Consider the following 26,383-nt stretch of genomic DNA (forward strand, 5'->3'; position numbering starts at 1 on the left):
AGTAAGCATAATTAGTTTTTGTATTTTTGTCTAAGTATTCTGATTCTTTATTAGTAGCTAAAAAAGGTAAAATAAAATTATGTCAGACTTTCAAACAGCCTTTGTGCGTGGTTTACGCTATGAGGCTAAAAATATTATTAGTATCGAGTTAGCACCTACACAAGGTACACAGTTTCAATCATTTCAAGCTGGATCTCATATTGATTTACATTTACCTAATGGTTTGGTTAGAAGCTATTCATTATTGAACTCACCAGATGACGAAGATTGTTATGTATTAGGTGTTTTATTAGATGGTAATAGTAAAGGTGGTTCTGCTTATATTCATAAGGAACTTAGAATAGGGCAAGAGCTACAGATTTCTAAACCGCGTAATAATTTTAACTTAGATGAGGCTGCTAATCACAGTGTATTAGTGGCTGGTGGTATTGGTATTACACCTATTTATTGTATGTTGGTGCGTTTATTAACATTAGGTAATTCAGTAGAGTTAATTTACTGTGCACGTAGTCGACAAGAAGCCGCTTATCTAAATGAGTTAGAAAAATTAAATGTAAAAATTACATGGCATTTTGATGACGAAAAAGCTGGCATACCAAACCTTGAACAGTATTTAGCAGGGCATGATAAAGAAGTACATTTCTACTGTTGCGGCCCTGTGGCGATGTTAGAAGCTTTTGAAGCAGCCTGCCAAAAATTAGGTTATGATAATAGTCATGTAGAGTATTTTGCGGCGAAAGAAATAATAGAGCCAGAGCAGGGCCATGCTTATGTCGTAGAGTTAGCTAAGTCTGGGATGATTTTAGATGTGCCAGCAGATGGTTCACTTTTAGAAGTTTTAGAAACGGCTGGCGTGTTATTAAATACTGCATGTCGTCAGGGTATTTGCGGTGCCTGTGAAACTAAAGTGTTAGAAGGTGTGCCTGAGCATCGTGATAATGTACTAAGCCCCCGTCAGAAGGCAGCTAATGATGTAATGATGGTCTGTGTTTCTGGTTGTAAGGGTGATAAGTTAATACTCGATTTATAAGTACTACTTCAAATAAAAAAGCGACCTTAGAGTCGCTTTTTTATGGGTTTACATAAACTATTATTCTGCTGTTTCTTCTGCTTCATCATTGGTGGAAGGAACTTCAGTTATATTTAAGTTACTGGCATCAATTACCACATTATTAGGATCGATATTGTCACCATAGAAAGGTTTAACGGTTTTATCGTAAGCTTTGTGGAAGAACTCTTCATTTTGCAACTTACCAATTTCTTCATTGATCCAGTTTAATAACTCTACATTATCTTTTTTAACTGCTGGTGCAATCACATCATCTTCACCTACCTTATGTAAGGCAACTTCAAAATCAGGATTATTTTTAGTCCATGCATAGAGTAATGTATTATCGTGAGCTAGACCGACACCACGACCATCCTTAAGTGCAGCAAAAGCTTCTGAGTTATGGTCATATTTTTGCAATTTAATATTAGGGTAATGTTTAGCAAAATAAGTTTCTGCGGTAGTGCCTTTATTCACAATCAGCACTTTACCTTCTAATTGCTCAACATCTGTAATAGCGCCAGTTTTAGGAGAAACAACACCTATCGCTGTTTTCATATAAGGTTTAGCAAAATCTACTTGCTTAGCACGCTCAGGTGTAACCGTAAAATTAGCTAGGGTAACATCTACTTTATTAGAGGTAAGTACATTAATGCGGTTTTGTGCTTCAGTAAGCACAAATTTCACTTTATTTTCGTCACCTAATAAATCTTTGGCAAGGCGTTTAGCTAGCTCAATATCATAACCTTGGCTATTACCTTGTTTATCAACATAACCAAAAGGTGGTTTATCGCTAAATACTGCTACACGTAACTCGCCACGATCTTTAATAGCTTGTAAACTTGAGGCAGAAGGAGGTTGTACTTTATCAGTTTCAACAGTAGGTTTATCATTATCACCACAAGCAGTCAAAGCAAAACAAAAAATACTGCTGAGGAGTAAGCCTGTTGTTTTTTTAGTTAATAGTTTCATTAGTGCTCCTTAAAAATCAAATACAGTCAAAAATTGTTTAGCACGTTCTGTTTGAGGATCTATAAAGAAGGCTTCAGGTTCTGCCATTTCTACAATTTTACCTTGATCCATAAAAACAATTCTATTAGCCACACGTCTAGCAAAGCCTAGCTCATGAGTAACTAGAATCATGGTCATCCCTTGTTTGGCTAAATCTTGAATAACTTCTAATACCTCTCTAACCATTTCTGGATCAAGAGAGGCAGTTACTTCATCAAAAAGCATAATTTCAGGGTTCATGCAAAGCGCACGAACGATAGCAATACGTTGTTTTTGGCCTCCAGATAATTGTCTAGGATACGCTGTTTTACGATCAATTAAACCTACCCGAGTCAGTAAATCATCAGCTTGTTGAATTGCTTCTGCTTTGGCACGTTTTTGTACTTTTAATGGTCCTAATAAAATATTATCAATCACATTCATATTAGGAAATAAATCATAGCTTTGAAAAACCATGCCTACTTTTTGCCTTACTTGAATCCATGAGGTAGTAGGGGTGTTCAGTTCAATATCATCTAATTTAATAGAACCTTGTTGAATGTTCTCTAAGCCATTTAAACAACGTAATAGAGTGGACTTACCACAGCCTGAAGGGCCTAGTATGGCTACTACTTCACCTTTCTGTACAGAGAGGTCAATACCTTTAAGCACTTCACGTTCACCAAAACGTTTATGGAGATCGGTTATTGCTAATAGTGTTTCAATGTTGTCAATCATATAATAAGTCTGACCTTATCAACCTTTTCTTTTGGTTAAACGTTGTGAAAGTTTAGATAATGGATAGCAGATAGCAAAGAATACTAATAAGATAAACCCATAAATCCAAAAGGGTGCCATATCGTTACCTATCATTGTGGCATATTCGATAATCTCTTTGCCCACTTTAGTAATGTCTTGCACGCTGATTAAAACCAGTAAAGAGGTAGTCATAATAATTCTAGCTGCTAAATTAATAGCTGGCGGTACGGCAAGTTTTAAAGCTTGGGGCAATAGTACATAGCAGAATAATTGAGTTTTATTTAAACCAATTGCTAAAGCCGATTCTGTTTGATGTTTAGGTAAAGAAATAATAGCACTACGAATAATATCACTCATCTCAGCTGCACCCCAAAAGGTGAAAGCAAGTATACCAACTAAACGACCGTCAATATTTAAATTAAATATACTAGGTAAGGTATAGTAAAGAATATAAAGTAATACTAGTGTAGGTAAAACTCTTACGACTTCTAAATAAACTCGGAAGATAATACGCACTACCAGTTTGTTAGAAGTACGAATAATTCCAAACAGTGTACCTAATAAAGTGCTAAGTATAATAGCGGCAAAAGAAACTTCTAAAGTGAAATAAAGCCCTTCTAAAAGGCGTTTAATAGTAATCCAATCAAAGAGGATATTAATTCCCAAATTCTGCATGGCGCATCCTCTTTTCAATATAAGACAGTAACAAAATAAAAGGTAATATTACAATTAGATAAGCAACCACTAGTAGCAGTAAGTTTTCATTACTATGGCCGTCATTACTGATAAAATTAATAGCGATGGTGGTAATATCAGTGCCTGCGATCGCAGTAAATACAGAGGTTTCTTTAAATAAAAAAATACAGTTAGCACCTAATGCAGGTACACAATAGGAAATAGCTTGCGGTAATACGATATAACGAATCATTTGTAAGCGATTTAAGCCAATTGCTTGCCCTGACTCAAATTGTGATTTAGCCACAGCCTCAATACCACTACGAAAGGCTTCTGCCATATAGGCGCCGCCTAACAGTGATAAACCAATAAGTGCGGTTACCTCAAAACTTAGTGTAATCTTAAAGGCTCTTGGTAAACCAAAATAGATAAAAAATAAATGGAGCAGTAGTGGTGTGTTTCTGAAAAAAGCTACATAGCCTTTAGCAATAGCAGAGACAACGGTTATTCTATAAAAAATAACAATGCTACACACAGCACCTATAATAATCGCAGCCAAAATCCCTACTGCTGATATCTTAACTGTGAGCCACAGAGCATGTTCAAAGGTAGGTAAAACTTGATGAATATATGACCAGTTAAACACACTATCCTCTTGGATTAATTTAAATTCACAAACATAAATTAAAGCGTTGTTAGCTTAAACAGTCAAACAACTTTTACGAATATTGATATAACTTTATGGAGTAATTGAATAATTCAATACAGTTATTTTCATTGCTCTTCTGCAAACGGTGCAATAATTTATTGTATCATTTCCCACGTTAATCCAAATTTTTGTAGATATTTACGTAAACGATCTGAGTCATTGATGGTGGCTCTTTGCTGGCGTGACTGATAAAATAGTTTACGACCCGCCTCTGACATATTACGGCTTTTTCTACATATTTCTATAACACTTGGTAGTTGTAATTGATCGAATAAATCTAGTGTATCCCAAGTTTCTTGGCCTAGTAGTTGGATACAAAACTGTTGTTGTATTTGAGATTGTTGTTCAACAGGCGTAGTTTTTTTCCACATCCATTCAAGACGTTGAATCTCAGCCTCTACTATATCACTAGTAATTCTTCCACTAGAGGCAAGGGTAGCCATGCGTGTTACAGCAGCTGTTAAATCTCTAAAATTGCCACACCATAATGCTTGAGGGGATTGAGCGAACTCTAAAAATTTTGCTTTGGCTTCTCGATTAAAGTGTACTGCTTCGCCTTGCTCATAAGCGACAAGTTCAAGTAAATAATCAATATTGGGTTCAATATCTTCATTACGCTCACATAAACTTGGTAACTCATAAGTCCAGAGGTTAATTCGTGCAAATAAATCTTCTCTAAAATTACCTGCAATTACCTCATCTCTTAAGTCACGGTTGGTGCCTGCAATTAATTGAAAGTCACTACTGACTTCACTATCACTTCCTAAGGGGAGAAAATGCTTTTCTTCAATTGCTTTAAGTAACATGGCTTGTTCATCTGCACCTAGCTCACCAATCTCATCTAAAAAAAGCACACCATTGTTAGCCGCTCGTAATAGCCCCATACGATCAGCAACTGCACCTGTAAATGATCCTTTTTTATGACCAAACAATGTAGAGGTTGCTCCATCTCCACGGAGAGTAGCGCAGTTAACTTCAACAAAAGCACCTTTAATTTGATGGCGTGCTTTTTTCAGTTCATAAATACGTTTAGCTAAAAATGATTTACCTGCACCTGTTGGACCTACTAATAGTACAGGAGCTTTAGAGCGAATAGCGATATGTTCAATTTCTGCAATGACTTTATTAAATTTTGCATTACGAGTGGCAATACCATGCTTTAAGAAATTTAAACTGTCATGTGTATCGACATCAAAACGCTGTGCTAATTTATCGTAACGTGACAAGTCAAGATCAATTAATTCTATTTTGCCTGTGGGATCTTTGCTCGCTAAACCATTAGGTGAGCTCTGTAGTAATATTCCTGGTATGTAGCGAGCTTCTACTAATAAAAACATGCATATTTGAGCTACATGGGTGCCAGTGGTGATATGTATCCAGTAATCTTCTTGTTCTGGATTAAATGTGTATTGTTTCGCCCAATCAAATACACTGGCATAGACTTCTTCAAAATCCCAAGGATTTGTTAATTCCATTGGAATAAGATTAACTTGTGTTGTGGGAGATAGAGATTGTATATCTAAGCTAATGCGTTTAGCCATATCAGTAAAGCGTTCTGCATAGAATAACTCAAGCCGATCAATACTAGTTTTTTCATTTTGTACTAAAGAAACTGTAGGACGCCATCTGTTCCAACGCTTCATACCAAAACCTGCATCTAGTTTTGTACCTAAAAATCCTATAACTACTTTTTTCTTTTCCATCTGATTACCAACTAAGCATAATTTTTATCTGAAATTATACATATTTATAATTTTTTATATATGGAATTTTGTTTTATTAACAAGCTGTAGAGAAAAATGTAATTAATTTAGTTAAATAATTATTTAAAAATCAAATAGATAATGATTATGTAGATTTTTTATAAAAAGTTGGCATAAGACTTGTAATTAACTAATAGCAAATACAGAGAAAACTCTAACAAGTTGAATGAAGGAACAGAGAAATGGTCAACTTAGATATATTTAAAACATTACCAGGGAAGAATATTCCTAATACCAATACAATTAATGAGGCAGGTGGAGGCGCATATGGGTTTACTCCTAAGCATAAATTAGCACAGCTTGCTGCCACAGGTTGTATTAACCAAACCTTTTATGCAAGTGCTGAAACAAAATTAGCAGATATTTTACAACTAACACAGGATTTAGATGCAACGTTTATTGCTAAAACAGCGATTTATGCTCGTGAAGATGGTTATATGAAAGATATGCCAGCATTGCTAGCGGCTGTATTGGCACAAAAAGATGTGGCAGTGTTAAATCAATGTTTTGGTCGCATTATTAATAACGGAAAAATGCTACGTAACTTTGTACAAATTATACGTAGTGGTATTGCTGGACGTAAATCTTTAGGTAATCGTCCTAAGAAGTTAGTACAAAACTGGTTGCTTAATACGTCTGAAAAACAATTGTTGAATGCCTCTATAGGTAATAACCCAACATTGGCTGATGTGGTTAAAATGGTTCACCCTAAACCACAGGAAGAATGGCGGGCTGCATGGTTTGCATGGCTAATTGGTCGTGATTATGATAAGGCACAATTACCACCTATTACTCAGACATTTGAAAACTTTAAGCAAGCGTTACGTGATGGTGTGAAAGGTAAAGATTTACCTGAATTACCAGATGTACCTTTTCAAATGTTAACAGCATTGGATTTAAATGCTGAGCAGTGGGCTGCTATTGCGCGTAAAGGTTCATGGCAGATGGTACGACAAAACTTGAATACATTTGCTCGTCATGGAGTATTTGATCGTGTGAAAATGGTAGATGTAATTGCAGCTAAGTTGGTTGATGCACGAAGTATTGCTAAGGCTAGTGTGATGCCTTATCAGTTAATGGCAGCTTACTCAAATACCACGATCACAGATGTTCCTATGAAGGTTAGAAATGCTTTACAGGATGCAATGGAAATAGCGGTAAAAAATGTGCCTAAAATAGTGGGGAATGTAGTAGTTTGTCCTGATGTTTCATTTTCAATGCATTCACCTGTAACAGGTTATCGTCGTGGCGCAACTACATCTGTACGTTGTATTGATGTGGCTGCTTTAGTGGGTGCAGCAGTATTGCGAAAAAACCCTAAGGCAAAGATAATGCCTTTTGCAGAAACGGTAAGAAAGATTGAGTTAAATCCACGTGATTCTATCATGATCAATGCTGAAAAATTGGCTAGAATGCCAGGTGGTGGAACAAATGTAAGTGCACCCTTGCACGAACTTAACACTACTAAGGCAAAAGTTGATTTGGTGATATTGGTTTCTGATAATGAGTCATGGTTTAACAGTAACCGTTATGGTGCTACTGCTACTATGCAAGAATGGGCAAAACTTAAAGCAAGATGTCCAAATGCTAAGTTGGTTTGTATTGATATGCAACCTTATGGTAGCACACAAGCAAAAGAGGGGAGTGATGTGATGAATATTGGCGGATTCTCTGATGCTGTATTCGATACTATTGCTACCTTCGCTAAAGGTAATACGAGTGCAAATTATTGGGTTAACAAGATAGAAGCTATCTCAATAACTGCTAGTGCCTAACAATGATGATCTTTAATAAGTAGTGGCTTAGAAGAAATAGTGATAATTCTATTAAGCTATAAAAAACTACAGGAGTGTGTGGGTATAAGTAGTAAAGATTTTAAGTAACAGATAAATGCCAGTGGAATTACATTGCTTAAAACGCCTGAGGTTGTGGGTTCGAGTCCCATCACGGTAACACGTGTAGCTCAATTGGATAGAGCACAGTATAATGTTTCACAATTTTAGTTATCTGTTACTTAATTATTAATTGAATCTTTAAGTTTGGGCACTGTAGCTATAAATGCTGATAAGATTACAACGTTAAACCACGTCTATAAAATATCTTATCAATCCTTGTTATATTTGCAGTGCACATGTTTTTTAAATGATCTCATAATAGAGAGATTAAACCTAAAGATTTAAATAGTTTAGCAACATATGATAAATGCAGATGTGATTACACCTCCAAAATGCTCCATCACATCATTACTAGTTATTATATGTTGTTTTAATTTAAGTGTTATGTAAATGCCAATCAAAATAGATTAAGACATGCTGATCTTTGGATTCTGTAGGTTTGGGTCCTGCCAGTATTTATACTGTAACGGAATTTATAGGCGCATTATGTAGCAAATTTTCATACCTTATTATTGCAAAGCACTTATTCTAATTTGTTCAGTAAAACACCCTTCATCATTTTATTATTTTCTAGATTAATAGAAATAAACCTTGTAGCATAATATATAGACTACGGGGAGTTGCTATGAGATTTCAATTATCAAAGATTATTACTAAAACAGGTGACCAAGGCACTACTCGTATAGGTGATGGTTCTCGTGTTAGTAAAAGCTCTTCACGAATTATGGCTATAGGTGGTATTGATGAATTAAATACCTCCATTGGTGTGTTACGAGTTTATATAGAAGATAAAGAAATTTTTGATAAGCTAGTAACAATCCAACATCAATTATTAGTAGCAGGTTCGCAGTTAGCTAATTCTAATCGTTGTGCATTAGCAACGCGACATATTGAGTTTCTAGAAAGTTGGGCTGCTAAATTAATTGAGCAATTAGATCCAGTACAAGATTTTGTATTACCTGGTGGCTCGGAAGTAGCTGCTCATTGTCATATGGCGAGGGTGACTTGTCGTCGTACAGAGCGTTATGTTATTGCTGCTGATTTGCAAGATGAATATATTCCACTAACTATTCAATATTTAAATCGTCTATCCGATGTGTTGTTTGTATTAGCAAGAGTGTTAAATAAACAGCAAGGTGTATCAGAAATTGTTTTAAATAGGCAGATTTAATATTTTAAGGCTGTTTAGTAGTAGAGCAGAGATTGATAGATTTGGTTAGGGGTGCTAAGACTAGGCTAGTAATTACAGTAAATACACCCACTGCGGTAACACTTTGACCTGCTATTCTTATAGTTAGAGCGATAGGGGTAGGTAGGCTAACAGGAGTAAATTCAGCTGCAATTAGGCTGGTTACAACAAGGAATAATGAAAATACTGCAGAGCAGTGAGCTGGATTTGTTTTAGCAGTAAAGCTTTGGGACATTATAAGTAACGCTATTGTAGGAAAGTCATTAAAAATTGAATTTGGTAAAGTCATTAGTTGAAAACGGTCTAATGGCAATACAAGAATTTTTTATAGCAACCTAATAGAGAGAGTATGTTCGTTGCAGAATATGCAAATTTAGCTAATTTTTGCTTAATTCTGCCTTTGATAAGAAATTTTGGTTAATTTGAAAGGATTTTAGGGAGTAGATAAGTAAAGCCTAGTTCGATTGTTTGAACTAGGCTTGCTACAGTTATTACTGTCAATTGAGTTAGAAATTATAAACTAAATTTAAACTACCGTGATGGACGCGGCTGCGTTTTCCTTTTTCTAAATTATAATTGGCGGCTAGCTGCAAGTTTTTATTGAGATTATAAGCACTACTTACGCCCATACCTAGGGCATTTTTAGTCAGTTTATCGCCACGGCTACGATATTTTGTGGCATTAGCATCAGCTACAAAATTTACTTTCGTTTTAGCACGGTTATTGCCATAAAGACCAGCATGGTAAACCTTGCCAGATATGGTCAGGTCTTTTTGATCTGTCCACGTTAGGTCGCTACCTGTTCTGGTAAGATGTAGGTTTTCTTTATGAGATTTGGCCTTTAGTGAGTATGTGGCTAGTTTTTCTTTATAGCCCTGCACATTAAGATGTAAATATTCATAAGAGGTAAATGGTGCTAATGCCCAAGAATCATTTAGTTTAAAGTTTCTTGCTAGGCTAGTGGCTACATTTAAATTAGTAGATTGGTATTTACTTTTATAACTAAGACCCGCAGCTTTACGTTTTTGATCGTACCAAGTGTGGCCACCACCAGCCATGACGCCTAGTTCGATTTTACCAGGCAGTAAGGTACCTGCGTAGCCTGCAATATTTATATTTTGTGCATCTATATTGGCATCTCTTGAACGATAGTTAGGAGAATTTGCAAAAATACCGACACCAGCAAAATAGTTGTTGTCAAAGCAGTTATCAAGCCCCATGGCAAAACCAGGAGCATTGATAGTAAAGTCACTACCATTATTTTGACTGCTATGGGCATAGGTTGGTTTTAACCAAAAATTACTTGTTTTATCATTGCCTTGAGAACAACTCGTATTACAGTTAGTGTTATCTGTACAATCATCTAAGCACTTGAAACTCCAATGAAGTTGCTCGAACAGACTGCGCCCCATTGCATTTAACGAAGCTATAGCTGTGGGGGCTGTAGTGGCAGATGAACCACCTAACTCTTGGTTATAGGTTTTAGAGGTGATACGAGCAATTAAGTCTTCTGAGGTAGGGTCATTTTCTCGCCAGTAAAGATCATAAGTATAATCATACACGCCTGAAGTAAAACTACCGCTAGGATTAAGAATAGTACTATCATTGTTGAGGCTGTTTTGAGCACGGAGACTAAGCAGAGGATTTTCAGAACCCTGGACTAGTTCGAAATAACTAAAACTACCTCCTTGTTGGACGCCTACATTTGAGCCAGTATTGAATGCTATATCTAAACCACTAATTAGGTGGGCTGTATCAGTTAATGATAATAAGATATTGCTACCTGAAGCAGCGTTAAAGGCTGCTGTTGTATCGTGGCTTAGATCAATATGCACGGGTGCGTTGTTGATAGCGGTAAGGTATAGGGTGCCTTGATTAATATTCCAAGTGGTAGCACTAGCCATTTCACTATGCCCCCCTAGAATCCAAGTACCATTCCCTATTTTATCAATAGTTAGGTCGACATTACCTACTCGAGTACCTGCTTTACCTAGCATATTATCTTGTTGTGATGCCATAGGGTCTAGCATAAAAAGGTAGGCTCCATCTTCCACATCTGCTGTAAAGGTAGTAGTGACAGCCACTGGGGTGGTGTTGCCAAAATAAATACTGTTAGCTTTTACCCCTGTATTGCCGGGGTTATGGGTGTTGCCTGCAAAGGTTATATTATTGCCTGTTGTGGCAAGTAATGTTAAGTCAGTACCACCGTTATAAATCGCACCCCCTAAACCACTAGTCATATCTCCGTCATTATCTGTTGTTGCTTGGTTGTTTAAGAAAGTGGTACCAGAGATGACTGAAGGTGTTGATAAGCCACCCATAATAAATATGGCGCCTCCAAGCCCAGAGACATCTGCTTTGCCATTAGTGGAGGCAGTACCGCCTTTGGCGATATTGTTGTTAAATAGAATATTGCTTGCATTCGTCATGTCTATACCAGAGCTTACATATATAGCGCCGCCATGGCCTGAATACACTACATTGATACCATTTCCGCCAATTGCTTGATTGTCTGAGAAAGTAATATTGCTAGCATTGGTTAGGTTTAAATTTGATGCGTAAATAGCACCGCCTTGTGCTGCAAACATAATAGAACCTGTTGAGGGTACTGTAGATGTTGAGTCACCAGATATAGCTTTATTGCCAGTAAAAAGCATATTATTTGCTGAGGATAAGTTTAATGTACTATAGGTATAAATAGCACCTCCAAGACCGGAGTTAGAACCGTTTTCCCCACCTGCTGCAGTGTTGTTGATAAAACTAATATTATTGGCATTGTTGATGGTTAGATTTCCACCTGCTCTAACAGCGCCACCTATGCCGTGTCCTGTATCGGCCACCGTGCCTTGCACAGAGCTATTCATAATTTGAATATTTTCAATGTTTAAATTGACATTATTGGCGCTAAAGGAGATTAGCCCGCCAAATACTGGAGTGGGAGTATTAGTTGATTGCGTTAGCATTATCATTGAGCCGTCTGCTGACATAATGGTGATATCAGTAAGAGAAAGAGTTTCACCAATAAATGAATTATCGTGTTGATAGAGTGAGATGATATCGCCATCTGTTAACACCCCTAAATCATTTAACTCTCTCAGTGACGGATAATTTTTCCCTTCACCCACCTCATGAGTCGCTGCTTGCGCTTGGCTAGCAAGTAGGCTAAAGATTAAAGGTAGAAATAGTAGTTTGGTTATTTCTAAGGTGAGTTTTTTATGCTTAGGCATAAGTATTTTCTCCTAGGTAATAAAAGTTTAAATAAAACTTGTACAACTAGAGGAAACTACAAGGACGTTGTATTTAGAAAAACTGTGAAGGCTGTAATCTAAATAGACCTTTACCTCACATACTCAAGTTAGTAATCATATTTTTTAGTTAACAAATGAAACTTGTATCTTTAGGAGGCAGCATATATGTTACATTCAAGTAAGCACTGATAGGCTACTTAACTCAACTTATACAACCCAAATTAGTTTTTTTATATATAAAAAAACTATTAATAAACTACTATTATTTGAGTTTATGACAAAATTATTGAGTAATCAGATCATCAAATAACTTAATTTAGTTTGCCCTTAAACTCGTTATATAAAATTAATATTCTGATTGAATTGTATATTATTCAAAATGATATTTTTATAAGTCTTTAGTAGTTAAATAATGATGAGGTTAATAACTAATCTATTTATTTGTGAAAAAAGAAAAATAATTTTATTTGATTAAATTATTATTTAAGGTTATAGCTTTTGCTAGCTTTCACTTGATATTGTTTCTTGTTAATTTGAGAACTATTAATCATATTTCATTGGTGCATATGACAGCTGCTGTTTTCAATTTGGAAGTCTTATTTTTGTAAAATACAGTTGTTCATAATATTGTTAATTAGAAGCTAACATGATATTGATTAGATATTCTAATCCTAGGCGTTTTTACAAAAGCAAAAACAGCTATATCATAGAATAAAGTTTAAATTTTTAGCTAAAGCTTTTATCATTTCCTAGCCTAATCAAAATAAAGCGTTTACTATAATAAAAAACTGATGAATATATCCCTATGACTATCCAATATTTAAATCGTCTATCTGATGTATTGTTTGTACTAGCAAGGATGCAGATAAACAACAAGGTGTGTCAGAAATTGTTTTAAATAGACAGGTTTAATATTGTAAGGCGATTCAGTATGACAAAGTTATATCCATTAACCCTTAAGCTAATAAATAAAAAAGTATTGGTAGTGGGTGCAGGGAAAGTAGCTTTGCGTAAGCTACAAGGTTTAGTGGGAACAGGCGCAGAAATTACCGTAGTATCACCAGAGGTATTACCAGAAATTGAAGTATTACCTGATATCACAATAATTCAACGTCATTTTCAGCCGTCAGATACTAAAAATGCTCATATTATTTATGCTGCAACAGATAACCAGCAAGTAAATGATGAAGTAGGGCGATATATTGAGCATTGGCAATGGTTTGATAATACTGCATTGCCTGAAGCATCTAATTTTTTTACACCTGCGGTTATTCGAGAAAAGGGTTTAATCGTGTCTATTTCTACAGAAGCACGAGATCCTACTCGTGCCAAGTTAATTAAGCAAAAGATCACAGACTTTTTACTTAAATCAATGAAAGAGTAGTTATTTCTAATAGTGATGTTGTTTCCTAATTCTTTTCACTAGTATATCTATTAATTAATGCGTTTTGGATTAGTAATAGCAAATTGTTATTACGGAAGCAGGTGTGATTCCTGCGCAGCCCCCGCTGCTGTAATGTGGACGATTCTCTAAAACACCACTGAACGATATGTTTGGGAAGGTAGAGAAAAGGATGAAGCAAAGCCAGAAGACCATCTAGACGCAGAGTAACACCTTCGGTGGGAAGGTCTGTTCTGCTTATTTTGTCTATTTAGCCTATATACAAACTATAGCAAAACTTAAATCCCTACCTAACAGAAGGTGGGGATTTTTGTTTTCGGGCGGATGGACAAAAGATAACGTGAAAAAAATTATGTTTGGGGCAACCCACAGTGGCGCAGGTAAAACCACTGTAACATTAGGTTTAATGCATGCTTTGACGCGACGCGGCTTAAAGGTGCAACCTTATAAAGTTGGCCCTGACTATATTGATACAGGTTGGCATAAACTAGCAACAGGCCACGCCTCTATAAATCTTGATGCCTTTATGGTGTCTGAAAATAATCTTAAATATCTTTTTCAAACCCATGCTAAAACCGCTGATATCAATATTATTGAAGGGGTAATGGGGCTCTATGATGGCTATGGTGTTGACCCCAATTATTGTAGCAGTGCAGGTTTAGCTAAAACATTAAATTGCCCGATTATTTTAGTGGTGGATGGCAAAGCAGTGTCAACCTCAATTGCTGCCACCGTTATGGGCTTTCAAAAATTTCAGCCCAATGTACCTATTGTTGGGGTATTGGTTAATCGGGTAAATACCGATAGCCACTATCAACTGCTTAAACAAGCCATAGAAACTTATTGCCAAATTCCTGTATTAGGTCGTTTGCCTAATATGCCTGAGCTAGTTTTGCATGAACGTCATTTAGGCTTAGTACCCACCGAAGAAATGCAAGATATGCAAAGTTATTGGCAGCAATTAGCCGATGCCATAGAACAGCATATTGAAGTAGATCGTATTGTTGAATTAAGTGCAAGCGAAGAGCTTGCTGTAACTATTCCAAAATTACCCAATGCTGCTAACTATCATGGATTAAAAATGGCCGTTGCACAGGATGAGGCATTTCATTTTTATTACCAAGATAATTTAGATTTACTTAGCCAACTAGGTGTAGAGCTAATACCTTTTAGCCCATTAGCAGATAGCCAATTACCAGACTGTGATTTGGTCTATTTAGGGGGTGGCTTCCCCGAAGTTTTTGCAGAGCAACTAGCAGCCAACCAAACTATGCTCCAGTCTATTTTACAAGCCCATAAGCAAGCTAAACCAATCTATGCAGAATGTGGTGGCTTAATGTATTTAGGTGAGTTTTTACAGGTCGATGGTGAACATTATGACATGGTGGGAGTATTAGCAGGTTATAGCCAAATGACCAAGGGTTTAAAACGCTTTGGTTATTGTGAAGGTAGGGCATTAACAAATACCTTGTTAGCGGATACAGGCGAAATATTAAAAGGCCATGAGTTCCACCATTCAGAGTTTTATACCAATTTACCTTGTGCTTTTGCCATGTATAAAACCCGTGATGGGGAAATTGTTAAAGAATGGCAAGGTGGTTATCAAGTAGGTAATACCCTAGCGAGTTACTTGCATATTCATTTTTATCAAAATCCATTTATATTGTGTCATTGGTTGGATAGGGCGCTAGTATGAGTTATTTATTGCCTGTTCTTCCTATTATTATTGGCTTTATCGTGGATTTACTATTAGGCGATCCACAAGGCTGGCCTCATCCTGTGCGCTGGATAGGTAATAGTATTACTTTTGTACAACAAAAGATTCGCAATCAATGCTCTAGTGATGCCTCCCTAAAATGGGGTGGCCTATGGTTATGGTTGATTATAGTGGGAGGCACTTTCTTAGTCACTTGGGGCTTACTCTATTTGATTGGTCTATGGTCATGGTGGCTAAGCTTCATCGTTCAGTGTGTATTGGCCTATACCATCTTAGCCACTAAGTGTTTAAAAGATGCGGCGATGAGTGTTTACCAAACATTGGATACAGGTACGGTAGAGCAGGCACGAGTGCAGTTATCTTATATTGTAGGTAGGGATACTACCGAATTAGATAAACCACAAATGACCCGTGCGGTAGTTGAGACAGTAGCAGAGAATAGTGTCGATGGCGTTATTGCTCCCTTGTTCTATTTGTTTATTGGTGGTGTGCCATTAGCCATGGCTTATAAAGCAGTAAATACCTTAGATTCAATGGTGGGTTATCAAACCCCTAAATATAAGGCGATTGGCTATTTTTCTGCCAAGTTAGATGATGTGTTTAATTATATCCCTGCACGTATTAGCTGGCTGTTATTTACCCTTGCTGCCTATTTACTCAAACTCAATGCTAAAGCTGCTTTAGTTATCGGCTGGCGTGATCGCGCCAAGCATAAAAGCCCTAACTGTGCATGGTCTGAGGCGACTGTGGCTGGGGCGCTTGGTGTCCGTTTAGGCGGGCCAAATAACTATTTTGGTGAGTTAGTAGAGAAGCCTTGGCTAGGGGATGAGGTTCGGCCTATTGAGCAAAATGATATTACTGCCACCATTAAATTAATGTATATAGCCGCAGTATTAGCTTTATTAGTGTTTATGGCTGTTTATTGCTTTATTAAGTTTTTAGGCTAAGGAAAAGAAATGACCTATATAACCCAACCACAAAATATTGAAGATAAAAGCTTTGAGATTATTCAGGAAATTATTGATGAAATTAGACCTGATTATCAGTTTGTGGATGAACTGCAAGAAAAGATTATCAAACGCTGTGTACATACCAGTGCTGATTTTGATTGGTTAGATATTCTTAAATTTTCGGAGGGTGTTAATCAAATTTTATTAACCGCTTTGCAAAATGGTGCCACTATTTATACAGACACTAATATGGTGCTATCAGGTATGAATAAAACTCGTTTAGATAAGTTAGGTTGCCAATATCGTTGTTATGTAGCAGACCCAATTACCCGTGAAATTGCCCATGCTAAAGGTATTACTCGTTCCATGGCGGCAGTTGAGCAAGCGGCTACTGAAGAGGGCGAGAAAATCTTTGTGTTTGGTAATGCGCCTACAGCCTTGTTCCGTTTATTAGAATTATATGAAGAAGGTAAATTAAAACCAGCGGCTGTGGTTGGTGTACCTGTAGGGTTTGTGGGAGCGGCTGAATCAAAAGATGCTTTAATGCAAAGTGATTTACCTTATATTGCGGCAGCAGGGCGTAAAGGTGGTTCTAATATTGCGGCAGCCATTATCAATGCTTTGCTATATAGCATGTGAGTATTAACTAATGGAACACTTTGTTTGGATTGACAATAAGCAGTACCGTAAAGGCTATACCACTGGCTCCTGCGCCACAGCAGCAGCTAAAGTGGCGGCGTTGATGGTATTACAGCAAATGTTTATTCCACAGGTTTCAATTACCACGCCATCAGGTGTGGTATTAGATTTAGATGTATTAGAACCTAGTATCGAAGGTAATACCGCTATTGCTGCTATTCAAAAAGATGGCGGGGATGATATAGATGTTACTCACGGTATGTTGATTTTTGCCCAAGTCACCCTTAATGATTCAGGCAAAATTATCATTGATGGGGGGGAAGGAGTAGGCAGGGTAACCCGTAAAGGGGTGCGCCATGAAATAGGTTCTGCGGCTATTAACGATACCCCTCGCAGAACCATTGAGCAAGCAGTGCGAGAAGTAATCGGCGCGCAAAAAGGCGCAGAAGTGATTATTTTTGCACCCGAAGGCGCAGAGCGAGCACAACAAACCTTTAATCCACGTTTAGGGATTATGGATGGTATTTCCATTTTGGGTACAACAGGTATTGTTACTCCCATGTCCGATGAAAGTTGGAAAAAATCTATTACCCTTGAAATTGAAATGAAGCATGCTCATGGAATACAGAAAATTATTTTTGTACCTGGTAATCATGGTGAAAAGTTTGCCGAAGAAATGGGCATGAATAGTAACTATGTGGTAGTGATGAGTAACTTTGTGCGCTATGTATTAAAAGATGCAGAGCGATTAGGTTTTAAACGGGTTTTATTATTAGGTCATCTTGGTAAATTAATTAAAGTAGCTGCAGGTATTTTCCATACCCACAACCATGTGGCAGACGGACGGATTGAAACACTTATTGCGGTATTGGCACTCATGGGTGTACCGCAAGATTTTTTATTAAAAATCGATGACTGTAAAACTACTGAAGCTGCTATGGAGCTTATTGAGCAAGAAGGCTATCAAGCGGTTTACCAACAAATAGCCTTGCGTATTAAAGAGCGTGTTGAGCAACTATCAAAATTTACTAAAAACCCCATGCAAGCCGATGCTATTTTATGTTCGATGGATGGCAGAATTTTAGGCAGTAGTGCTCCTTTAACTGAATTAATAGAGGAGTTTCGTACATGATTAATGTAGTGGGTTTAGGGCCCGGTTCAGCTGATTATTTAGTGCCTTTAGCAAAACGTTTAATCGATGATTGTGATTGGATTGTTGGTTCAGAAAGGCAACTAGCGGCAGTACCCCATCAACAGGCTAAAGAACATTTACTGGATAAAAAATTATCAGACCTAATTGTATGGCTAAAACAACACCAACATGAAAAAGTAGTGGTGTTAGCCTCTGGTGACCCTATGCTCTATGGCTTGGGTAAATATATTAATCAGCAAATGAGTAGTAGTGAAGTGCAGGTGGTATCAGGTATTAGTTCTATGCAATACCTTTTCTCACGCATTGCACTGGATATGAATGATGTTTATCTAACCAGCAGTCATGGCAAAACCCCTGACTTTGACTTTATGTTACAGCATAAAAAAGTAGCCTTAGTGACTGATGACAAAATCGGCCCTTACCAAATTGCCCAACAAATTAATAAGCGTGGTTTACAACGTACTCTAGTGATTGGCGAAAACCTTTCTTATCCCAATGAGCAAATTACGATTGTGCCAGCCACCGAAGTGTTAGACCAACCTTATCAAATGAATGTAGTGGTGATTATTGATGAAAGATGAATTATTTATTCGGGGTGATGTACCCATGACTAAAGAAGAGGTGCGGGTATTAACCATCGACTGGTTAAATTTAGAAAACGCGCGCACTTTAGTTGATGTGGGGGCAGGTACGGGCAGTATCTGTATTGAAGCTAGCTTACGTTACCCTAATTTAAAAACCATTGCCATTGAGAAAAATCCTGAGGCCATTAGTTTAATCAAACAAAACTGTGACAAGTTTGCGGTTACTAATTTACAGATTATTGAAGGCAATGCTCCCGAAGTATTACCTACGCAGCCAATTGATGCTGTATTTGTAGGCGGTAGCGGTGGCGCTTTAGATGAAATTATTAACTGGGCATTTACTAATTTAAACCCACAAGGGCGTTTAGTACTGAACTTTATTTTATTAAATAACTTAATGGAAGCTTTAGATATTCTACAGCAAGTTGGCTTTGAAAATATTGAAGCAAGCCAACTACAAGTATCACGTTTAACCAAGTTGGGTAAGGGCAAATATTTTAAACCCAATAACCCAACCTATATTATTTCCTGTACAAAAGGGGCAGTAAGCGAATGACACAAGCAACTATCGACCATAGTAAAGTTTATTTTATTGGTGCAGGCCCTGGCGATTGTGAGTTAATCACTTTAAAAGGTTACCGTATTTTATCCCAAGCGGATGTGGTGATTTATGCAGGCTCACTGATTAACCACGATTTATTAAAGTATTGTAAAGAGGGTGCAGCTTGTCACGACAGTGCAAAACTGAACTTAGAAGAAATTATCAGCTTAATGCAACAGGGCATAGCACAAGGTAAATTAGTAGTACGCTTACAAACAGGCGATCTATCGCTCTATGGTTCTATCCGTGAACAAAGTGAAGAGTTAGCTAAGTTAAATATTGGTTTTATTTCTGTACCAGGGGTGAGTTCTTTCTTAGGTGCAGCTTCCCAATTAGGTGTGGAATATACCGTACCTGAGGTGGCACAAAGCTTAATTATTACCCGTATGGAAGGGCGTACCCCAATGCCTTTTAAGGAGTCATTAGAAGCTTTTGCACAACACCAAACCTCAATGGCTATCTTCTTATCAGTACAAAATATCGGCAGTGTGGTTGATAACCTACATGACAATGGCAAAGGTTATCCAATGGATACGCCTGTGGCAGTGATCTATAAAGCAACGTGGCCAGATGAGCAAAAAGTTGAGGGCACTTTAGCGGATATCGCGCAGAAGGTAAAAGAAGCGGGGATTAATAAAACGGCACTTATTTTAGTGGGTCGTTTTCTTGGTGAAGAGTACCACTACTCAAAACTCTATGACGCAGATTTTAGCCATGAATTTAGAAAAGCCTGAATTAGCAGTACTCACCGTTACACCGGGGGCTAAAGCGCAAGCTTTACGCTTGGCTAAGTTAATCCCATGTGATTGCTATACCAGCGATAAGCTAGTTAGCGAAGGCTTTATAGGCTTTAACGGTAGTATGGCGGATTGTGTAACAAGGTTATTTGCTAGTTATCAGTCATTACTATTTATTTGTGCCACAGGTATTACCGTGCGGATGATTGCGCCATTGGTGACTGATAAGTTAGCAGACCCTGCTGTATTGGTGATGGATGAGCAAGCACAGCATGTAATTAGCTTGCTATCTGGCCATGTCGGTGGTGGTAATAAGCTCACTATGCAGATTGCCCAACTATTAGGTGCAACGCCTGTAATTACTACCGCTACTGATGTCAACCAAGTGGCAGCATTAGATACTTTAATTCAAGAAGTGGGCGGAGAGGTAGCTGCTTATCGGCAACAAGTTAAAGATATTAATCAAATGTTGGTGAGTGGTCAGCAAGTTGGTTTATATCTTGAGCAAGTAACTGTTAAGGATGTACGTGGCTTTGTAGCGGTGGAAGACCTTAACCAGTTACCTAGCGAATTAGCTGCATTAGTGATTGTATCTAATCGTACTGATTTACAGGTCAATTGTGATTACCCAGTCATCCAAATTATCCCCAAAAATATTGTGGTAGGGATGGGCTGTCGGCGTGATACAGATGCTGAATTAATCTACCAAACACTTTGCCAACACTTAGCAAAATATCAGCTTGATATGAAAGCCATTAAACAAATTGGCAGTGTCATTATTAAACAAGATGAACAAGGGCTGCTTGCGCTAGCTAAGCGGTTAGCAGTGCCCTTTACTGTATTTACGATTGAAGAGTTACAGCAGCATGAGCATCGCTTTGCTGCTTCTGAATTTGTCCGCAAAACCCTAGGCATAGGCAGTGTGTCTCAGCCCTCTGCGTGGATTATGAGTGACGGCAATTTATTAGGTGAAACGTTAAAACAGGATGGTATTACCATCACATTAGGAGTAAGTATATGTTGTATTTAGTAGGTTTAGGCCCTGGTGATGAAGGTTCAATGACTCAAGATGCAGTAGCCGCTATTAAAAACTCGGATGTCATAATCGGTTATAAAACCTATACCAATCTAATCAAGCCTTTAATTGAAGGTAAAGAGCTCGTTAGAACAGGCATGTGTAAAGAGATAGAGCGCTGTGAAGTGGCTATTGAAGCCGCTAAAACAGGCAAAAATGTAGCGCTGGTAAGCAGTGGTGATACTGGTGTTTATGGTATGGCAGGGCCAATCTTTGAAATTATTGCCCGTGATAAGTTAGATATTGATGTACAAGTAATTCCCGGTGTTACCTCCAGTGTAGCGTGTGCTGCTATCCTAGGTTGCCCATTAATGCATGACTTCTGCCATATCAGTTTAAGTGATTTATTAACCCCTTGGGAGTTAATTGAAAAACGGGTGCGTATGGCAGCAGAAGCGGATTTTGTGATCTGTTTTTATAATCCACGTTCTAAAGGCCGCCCAGACCATTTAGCGAAAGCCTTTGAATTAATGGCACCTTTTAAAAGCCCAGATACGCCAGTGGGCATTGTTAAAGCCGCAGGTCGTAGCAAAGAAGATTTATGGCTAACCACTTTTAAAGATATTGACTATACCGTGGTAGGTATGACCTCAATGGTGATTGTGGGTAATAAATCAACCTATCGCTATAAAGACTATATGATCACACCACGAGGATATATGGTGTGAGCCAAGCTTTTAAGGGAAAAATCCATGTGTTCGGTGGCACATCTGACGCAGTCCTATTGTGCCAGATGTTAGAAAGGCTCAGCTTAAGCTATGGGCTTTCAGTCGCTACCGAAGCAGGCAGTGAAACTGCGCTGACCTTAAGGGGCAAAGTACACATGGGTAGGTTAGATAGTGAGCAAATGGCTGACTTATTTACTAATGAACAAGTTGATTTAGTAATTGATGCTACCCATCCATTTGCTGCGGAAGTTTCCAAAAATATTATGGAAGCAACTAGCAAAGTTAATTTGCCATTAATCCGTTATGAGCGACAAACTCAAATTGATCTATTGGAACACCGATTACTGATTAAAGTGGCAACGGTTGAAGAAGCTTGTATGGCCGCTAAACAAGCAGGTAATAAAGTTTTTTTAACCACGGGTAGTAAAGAGTTAGCTAAATATAAACAATTATTGCCCGAAAAAACATTAATTGCTCGGGTATTACCTACGGTGGGGGTTATTCAATCCTGTGCTGATTTAGGTTTAGGGATCGGTGAAATTGTGGCGATGAAAGGGCCATTTACTCGCGAAATGAATGCGGCAATGTACCAGTTCTATCAACCTGATGTAGTGATTACTAAAGAGTCTGGAGCAGAAGGTGGTTATACCGAAAAAGTATTACCCTGCTTGGCGCTTGGTATTGTGTGTATTGTGATTAGTCGTCCTAAACAAATCTATCAACGGTTTGTTTCAACGATTGAGGAGTTAGAGTGCCAATTAAAGGCATTTAGTTAATAGAAGGTAAATAAAATGGCAGGTAAAGTGTGGTTAGTAGGAGCAGGACCGGGTGATATTTCCTTAATTACTGTAAAAGGTATGGAATGTATCAAACATGCTGATGTGCTGGTGTATGATCGATTAGTTAATCCTGAGTTATTAACCTTTGCGCCTGAGCATTGTGAACAAATTAATGTGGGTAAAGAAAGCGATCATCATCCCATTCCACAGCAAGAGATTAATCAGATCTTAGCAGACCATGCGAAAGCAGGTAAAAAAGTAGTTCGTCTAAAAAGCGGTGACCCTTATGTATTTGGGCGCGGTGGTGAGGAAGCGCAACTATTAGTTGAGCAACGAGTGCCTTTTGAAGTAGTGCCTGGGGTAACTTCTGCTATTGGTGGTTTAACCTATGCAGGTATTCCTGTTACCCATCGTGACTATGCTTCCTCGTTCCATGTGGTAACAGGCCACTTACGGGCAGATAAAGAAAAAGACCCCATCAACTGGCAAGCATTAGCACAGTTACAAGGCACTATTGTGATCTTAATGGGTGTGTCCAATTTAGCGAATATAACAGAAGAACTAATGCAATATGGCAAAAGTGCTGATACCCCAGTGGGCATTATTATGTGGGCTAGCCGTGCTAACCAACGAATAGTAACAGGTACCTTAAGCACTATTGTACAAGTAGCTAAAGAGCAAAAAGTTAAGCCACCTGCATTAATTGTAATTGGTGAGGTAGTAGGCTTACATAACTTACTCGATTTTTCTCAATTTATTAGCGACCCTGCTGAATAAGGTGATAGCTGTGAAAAAAGCATTATTAGTGGTTAGTTTTGGGACTAGTTACCCTGAAACACGAATCAAAAATATTGAAGCCTGTGAGCAGGCGATGCGTGATATATGTCCAGACCGTGACTTTTTCCGTTCTTGGACATCACATATTATTCGTAGAAAAATTGCAGAGCGCGATCAAATGTATGTGGATAGTCCACAACAAGCCTTAGAACGGTTAATTGAGCAAGGTTATACTGATGTGGTTATTCAATCACTACATATTATTAACGGTGAAGAGTACGAGAAAATTACCAGTGAAGTAATGGTATATAAAGATCAGTTTCAGCGTATGGAAATTGGTAAACCTCTACTAACTACTTTTGAAGACTTTGAAACAGTTATTGACGCATTAAGAGCCCAAGCACCTAACTTGCAACCCGATGAGCGAGTACTGTTTATGGGACATGGTACTACTCATCATACCTTTGCTGCTTACGCTTGTATCGATCATCTATTTATGGATAAAAAACTACCTTTTATGATGGGCGCAGTAGAAAGCTATCCTGAAATAGAAACTATTTTAGAACGCTTACAACGAGATAAGGTGCGTAAGGTACATTTAATGCCGTTTATGATAGTGGCTGGCGATCATGCTATTAATGATATGGCATCTGATGAAGTAGATTCTTGGAATAGCCAAATTAAAGCGTTAGGTATTGAAACAGAGTGCTACCTGCAAGGCTTAGGTGAAAACCAACAAATCCGAGCATTATTTGCCCAACATTTATTAGATGCAGTAAGTGAGAAACAATAAAATGACTGGAAAATTATACGCAATAGGAACAGGCCCTGGTGCATCTGATTTAATTACTGTAAGGGCGGCTAGATTATTAGCTCATATGGATATCGTCTATGCCCCTGCTGCCCGTAAAGGTGGCGATAGCTTGGCGCTTTCTATTGTGCGCGAATATATTGGCAGCCAAACCGAAATTAAAGAACGCCATTTCCCCATGAGCAATAACACAGAGGAAAAACAACAAGCATGGCAAGCGGTAACTGATGAAATTGTTAGCGATATAACCGCAGGCAAAAAAGTTGCTTTTGTATCCTTAGGCGATGTCATGCTCTACAGCACATGGGTAAGTATTTTAGAACGCTTACCTGATGGTTTAGATATAGAAATTATCCCTGGTATTACCTCATTTGCTCTAATTGCCGCCAAAACAAAACGCCCGTTAGCAATGGAAACCCAATCCTTAGTAGTGATGTCTTGTACTGTAGGTAAAGAAATACTAGCCCAAGCACTACAACAACATTCAAGCCTAGTACTAATGAAAGCCGCCTCTTGCCTACCTGATGTAAAAGCATTAATTGAAGAATTAGGGTTATTAGATTATGCGGTATTAGTATCTGATGCTTCCCTAACTTCTGAAAAGCAATACCGTAATTTAAAAGATATTCCAGCCGATGAAAAACTACCTTACTTTACTACTATTTTGGTGAATAAGCAGTGGAGTAAAAGCTAAATATGTTATTTAATGTCTATCTATATATTATTTTTGGATAGGTAAATAATGGAAAAGTATTGGATTGTTGCTCTTGGGGAGACTTATCATATAGCGACTAGTGAAGGTTTTCTATGGTCACCAAAACTAACTAAAGCTGGTAGAAGAAACGTTGGTTATGAGAATATGAATGTTGCTCAAGTTGGCGATATTGTTTTTACTTGCGTAGATCAACATATCAAAGATATTGGCATTGTAATACAATCATCTTATTCTCGAGTTGCCCCAGAGTATTCAACATTTAATAACTGGGCTAATATGGATGGCCATGCTTTAAGAATAGATTGGTTTCATCCCAAACAAGATATTTTTCTAAAAAATTATATAGATTTAATAAATAAAATTAACTCATCACCTTCACCTTTTGTTAAACAAAAAAATAAAAGTGAACTAAGTACAATTGGGTTAAAACAACAATATTTGATAGAGATCTCTAAGGAATATGCAAATTTTTTCTTTGAAAAATTGTCCATTGAAAATAAAGTTAATGATATTAAATTAGAGTTAGATAAATTATTAGTGCAAGAAATAGTTGAAAAAGATACTTCTGCCATACCAGTTAATACAACTAAAAAAGCACTAGTTGATATTAGGACAGCACAGTTAAAATTTACTGAAAACCTATTAAAAATTGAGAAAGTTTGTCGAGTAACAAATACATTGTATGATTTCGATAAAATAAAAGATAGATACTTAATAGCTAGTCATATTAAACGCTGGGTAGATTGTACCAGAGAGGAAAGAGTTGATGGTAATAATGGTTTACTTTTAGCTCCTCATATTGATTACTTATTTGATAGATATTTAATAAGTTTTCAGAAAGATGGAACTATGTTGATTTCTGAGATAGTCAAAAAAGATGCCATTTTTGAAAAATGGAATATTATAGAAAAAAATGTTGGTTGTTTTAGTGATAAACAAGATTTTTATTTAAAAGATCATAGAGATAAGTTTTTTAAAAAGCAAAAAGAAAGTTAAAACTAAAGGTCTTTAATTTATACTAGTAGATATATGTTTATATTTGATCGCTTTAATGCAGAGCTAAAGTAAATATAAGTACTTAGATAGATTACGTGTATAGACTTTATCAGATCAGTGATAAGAGTTATTTTGAAATGATTATTAATTATCTTTAAAGTTAATTTAACTAAGCCATTACCTAAATCAATCTTTACTCAAATTCACATTTACCTGCTAGAAAAAAGGGCATAGACTTTTGCCTAAATTGTAGTCAAATATAGCATTTATGCTAAGGAAGCAGGTGTAATTCCTGCGCAGCCCCCGCTGCTGTAAGGTGGACGATTCTGTTATAACCACTGAGGAAACTCGGGAAGGAACAGAAGAGGATGAAGCTAAGCCAGAAGACCTATTTGATTACAGAAGAATACCCCCTTCGGTGGGAAGGGTTATATCTATGAAATAATTTATTTTATCTATATAACCTTACTTGCATGAAGCGAGGGATATTTGTTACCTAACAA

At 37.4% G+C, this 26,383-nt stretch carries 26 protein-coding genes and 2 riboswitches; of the genes, 19 read left to right on the forward strand and 7 right to left on the reverse strand.

Annotated elements, in window-relative coordinates; translation table 11 throughout:
- The first annotated feature begins 79 nt into the window (after window positions 1-79).
- Window positions 80-1,030 carry a PDR/VanB family oxidoreductase gene (locus tag JHT90_RS04155; protein ID WP_201094514.1) on the forward strand — a complete coding sequence of 317 codons (951 nt, stop codon included), beginning with the start codon at window positions 80-82 and terminating at the stop codon, window positions 1,028-1,030.
- Window positions 1,031-1,090: 60 nt separating this feature from the next.
- On the opposite strand, the gene JHT90_RS04160 is transcribed toward JHT90_RS04155, so the two are convergent.
- The 5 genes from JHT90_RS04160 to rtcR form a co-directional block, all read right to left on the reverse strand.
- Window positions 1,091-2,020 carry a cysteine ABC transporter substrate-binding protein gene (locus JHT90_RS04160; protein WP_201094516.1) on the reverse strand — a complete coding sequence of 310 codons (930 nt, stop codon included), beginning with the start codon at window positions 2,018-2,020 and terminating at the stop codon, window positions 1,091-1,093.
- Between the two features lie 9 nt (window positions 2,021-2,029).
- Window positions 2,030-2,776, reverse strand: a complete 747-nt coding sequence (locus tag JHT90_RS04165) for an amino acid ABC transporter ATP-binding protein (RefSeq protein WP_201094517.1) — start codon at window positions 2,774-2,776, stop codon at window positions 2,030-2,032.
- An 18-nt stretch (window positions 2,777-2,794) separates the two neighbouring features.
- Complete coding sequence (locus tag JHT90_RS04170) at window positions 2,795-3,472, reverse strand: amino acid ABC transporter permease (protein ID WP_201094518.1); 678 nt, start codon at window positions 3,470-3,472, stop codon at window positions 2,795-2,797.
- Window positions 3,453-4,118 (reverse strand): amino acid ABC transporter permease, encoded by a 666-nt coding sequence (locus JHT90_RS04175; protein WP_201094519.1) that lies wholly within the window; start codon window positions 4,116-4,118, stop codon window positions 3,453-3,455. Before JHT90_RS04175 ends, JHT90_RS04170 begins: the two co-directional genes overlap by 20 nt.
- A gap of 158 nt (window positions 4,119-4,276) precedes the next feature.
- Window positions 4,277-5,884, reverse strand: a complete 1,608-nt coding sequence (gene rtcR, locus JHT90_RS04180) for an RNA repair transcriptional activator RtcR (RefSeq protein WP_201094521.1) — start codon at window positions 5,882-5,884, stop codon at window positions 4,277-4,279.
- 242 nt (window positions 5,885-6,126) lie between these two features.
- On the opposite strand from rtcR, the gene JHT90_RS04185 reads away from it, so the two are divergent.
- Together JHT90_RS04185 and JHT90_RS04190 are read left to right on the forward strand one after the other, a co-directional pair.
- The gene (locus tag JHT90_RS04185) at window positions 6,127-7,719 is read left to right on the forward strand and encodes a vWA domain-containing protein (RefSeq protein WP_201094523.1); all 1,593 of its coding nucleotides are present in this window, start codon (window positions 6,127-6,129) and stop codon (window positions 7,717-7,719) included.
- 745 nt (window positions 7,720-8,464) lie between these two features.
- Entirely contained in the window at window positions 8,465-9,010 is a 546-nt protein-coding gene (locus JHT90_RS04190) for a cob(I)yrinic acid a,c-diamide adenosyltransferase (protein ID WP_201094526.1), read from the forward strand.
- 4 nt (window positions 9,011-9,014) lie between these two features.
- On the opposite strand, the gene JHT90_RS04195 is transcribed toward JHT90_RS04190, so the two are convergent.
- Both JHT90_RS04195 and JHT90_RS04200 read right to left on the reverse strand, forming a co-directional pair.
- The gene (locus JHT90_RS04195) at window positions 9,015-9,263 is read right to left on the reverse strand and encodes a hypothetical protein (protein ID WP_201094527.1); all 249 of its coding nucleotides are present in this window, start codon (window positions 9,261-9,263) and stop codon (window positions 9,015-9,017) included.
- 271 nt (window positions 9,264-9,534) lie between these two features.
- Entirely contained in the window at window positions 9,535-12,255 is a 2,721-nt protein-coding gene (locus JHT90_RS04200; protein ID WP_201094529.1) for an autotransporter outer membrane beta-barrel domain-containing protein, read from the reverse strand.
- Window positions 12,256-13,081: 826 nt separating this feature from the next.
- On the opposite strand from JHT90_RS04200, the gene JHT90_RS15395 reads away from it, so the two are divergent.
- The 16 genes from JHT90_RS15395 to JHT90_RS04280 all read left to right on the forward strand — a co-directional run bounded on the left by JHT90_RS15395 (window position 13,082) and on the right by JHT90_RS04280 (window position 25,880).
- Window positions 13,082-13,174, forward strand: coding sequence for an ATP:cob(I)alamin adenosyltransferase (locus tag JHT90_RS15395; protein ID WP_201094530.1), 93 nt, complete (start codon window positions 13,082-13,084; stop codon window positions 13,172-13,174).
- 33 nt (window positions 13,175-13,207) lie between these two features.
- Window positions 13,208-13,660: a precorrin-2 dehydrogenase/sirohydrochlorin ferrochelatase family protein gene (locus JHT90_RS04210; protein WP_201094531.1), complete on the forward strand. Its 453-nt coding sequence runs from the start codon at window positions 13,208-13,210 to the stop codon at window positions 13,658-13,660.
- Between the two features lie 47 nt (window positions 13,661-13,707).
- A riboswitch (cobalamin riboswitch) is annotated at window positions 13,708-13,892 on the forward strand.
- A 126-nt stretch (window positions 13,893-14,018) separates the two neighbouring features.
- Window positions 14,019-15,374 carry a cobyrinate a,c-diamide synthase gene (locus JHT90_RS04215; RefSeq protein WP_201094532.1) on the forward strand — a complete coding sequence of 452 codons (1,356 nt, stop codon included), beginning with the start codon at window positions 14,019-14,021 and terminating at the stop codon, window positions 15,372-15,374.
- On the forward strand, window positions 15,371-16,342 hold the full coding sequence (gene cbiB, locus JHT90_RS04220) for an adenosylcobinamide-phosphate synthase CbiB (protein WP_201094533.1): 972 nt from the start codon (window positions 15,371-15,373) through the stop codon (window positions 16,340-16,342). Before JHT90_RS04215 ends, cbiB begins: the two co-directional genes overlap by 4 nt.
- Window positions 16,343-16,351: 9 nt before the next feature.
- The gene (locus JHT90_RS04225; protein ID WP_201094535.1) at window positions 16,352-16,984 is read left to right on the forward strand and encodes a cobalt-precorrin-8 methylmutase; all 633 of its coding nucleotides are present in this window, start codon (window positions 16,352-16,354) and stop codon (window positions 16,982-16,984) included.
- A gap of 10 nt (window positions 16,985-16,994) precedes the next feature.
- Complete coding sequence (gene cbiD, locus JHT90_RS04230) at window positions 16,995-18,116, forward strand: cobalt-precorrin-5B (C(1))-methyltransferase CbiD (RefSeq protein WP_201094536.1); 1,122 nt, start codon at window positions 16,995-16,997, stop codon at window positions 18,114-18,116.
- Window positions 18,113-18,718 carry a cobalt-precorrin-7 (C(5))-methyltransferase gene (locus JHT90_RS04235; protein ID WP_201094537.1) on the forward strand — a complete coding sequence of 202 codons (606 nt, stop codon included), beginning with the start codon at window positions 18,113-18,115 and terminating at the stop codon, window positions 18,716-18,718. The genes cbiD and JHT90_RS04235 overlap by 4 nt, the downstream gene beginning before the upstream one ends.
- Window positions 18,708-19,277, forward strand: a complete 570-nt coding sequence (locus JHT90_RS04240) for a decarboxylating cobalt-precorrin-6B (C(15))-methyltransferase (RefSeq protein WP_201094538.1) — start codon at window positions 18,708-18,710, stop codon at window positions 19,275-19,277. The genes JHT90_RS04235 and JHT90_RS04240 overlap by 11 nt, the downstream gene beginning before the upstream one ends.
- Window positions 19,274-20,056, forward strand: a complete 783-nt coding sequence (locus JHT90_RS04245) for a cobalt-precorrin-4 methyltransferase (RefSeq protein ID WP_201094539.1) — start codon at window positions 19,274-19,276, stop codon at window positions 20,054-20,056. The genes JHT90_RS04240 and JHT90_RS04245 overlap by 4 nt, the downstream gene beginning before the upstream one ends.
- The gene (gene cbiG / locus JHT90_RS04250; protein ID WP_236254039.1) at window positions 20,037-21,089 is read left to right on the forward strand and encodes a cobalt-precorrin 5A hydrolase; all 1,053 of its coding nucleotides are present in this window, start codon (window positions 20,037-20,039) and stop codon (window positions 21,087-21,089) included. Before JHT90_RS04245 ends, cbiG begins: the two co-directional genes overlap by 20 nt.
- On the forward strand, window positions 21,077-21,802 hold the full coding sequence (gene cobJ, locus JHT90_RS04255; protein WP_201094543.1) for a precorrin-3B C(17)-methyltransferase: 726 nt from the start codon (window positions 21,077-21,079) through the stop codon (window positions 21,800-21,802). Before cbiG ends, cobJ begins: the two co-directional genes overlap by 13 nt.
- Complete coding sequence (gene cobK / locus JHT90_RS04260) at window positions 21,799-22,578, forward strand: precorrin-6A reductase (protein ID WP_201094544.1); 780 nt, start codon at window positions 21,799-21,801, stop codon at window positions 22,576-22,578. The genes cobJ and cobK overlap by 4 nt, the downstream gene beginning before the upstream one ends.
- 15 nt (window positions 22,579-22,593) lie before the next feature.
- On the forward strand, window positions 22,594-23,358 hold the full coding sequence (gene cobA / locus JHT90_RS04265) for a uroporphyrinogen-III C-methyltransferase (protein WP_201094545.1): 765 nt from the start codon (window positions 22,594-22,596) through the stop codon (window positions 23,356-23,358).
- A 10-nt stretch (window positions 23,359-23,368) separates the two neighbouring features.
- A complete protein-coding gene (cbiK, locus tag JHT90_RS04270) occupies window positions 23,369-24,151 on the forward strand; it encodes a sirohydrochlorin cobaltochelatase (protein ID WP_201094546.1) in 783 nt (260 codons plus the stop codon).
- Between the two features lies 1 nt (window position 24,152).
- Window positions 24,153-24,863, forward strand: a complete 711-nt coding sequence (locus tag JHT90_RS04275; protein WP_201094548.1) for a cobalt-factor II C(20)-methyltransferase — start codon at window positions 24,153-24,155, stop codon at window positions 24,861-24,863.
- Window positions 24,864-24,911: 48 nt separating this feature from the next.
- Entirely contained in the window at window positions 24,912-25,880 is a 969-nt protein-coding gene (locus tag JHT90_RS04280) for an HNH endonuclease signature motif containing protein (protein WP_201094549.1), read from the forward strand.
- Window positions 25,881-26,118: 238 nt separating this feature from the next.
- A riboswitch (cobalamin riboswitch) is annotated at window positions 26,119-26,290 on the forward strand.
- Window positions 26,291-26,383: the final 93 nt, after the last annotated feature.

The organism is Entomomonas asaccharolytica, assembly GCF_016653615.1.
In the GTDB taxonomy this organism is placed as follows: Bacteria; Pseudomonadota; Gammaproteobacteria; order Pseudomonadales; family Pseudomonadaceae; genus Entomomonas; species Entomomonas asaccharolytica.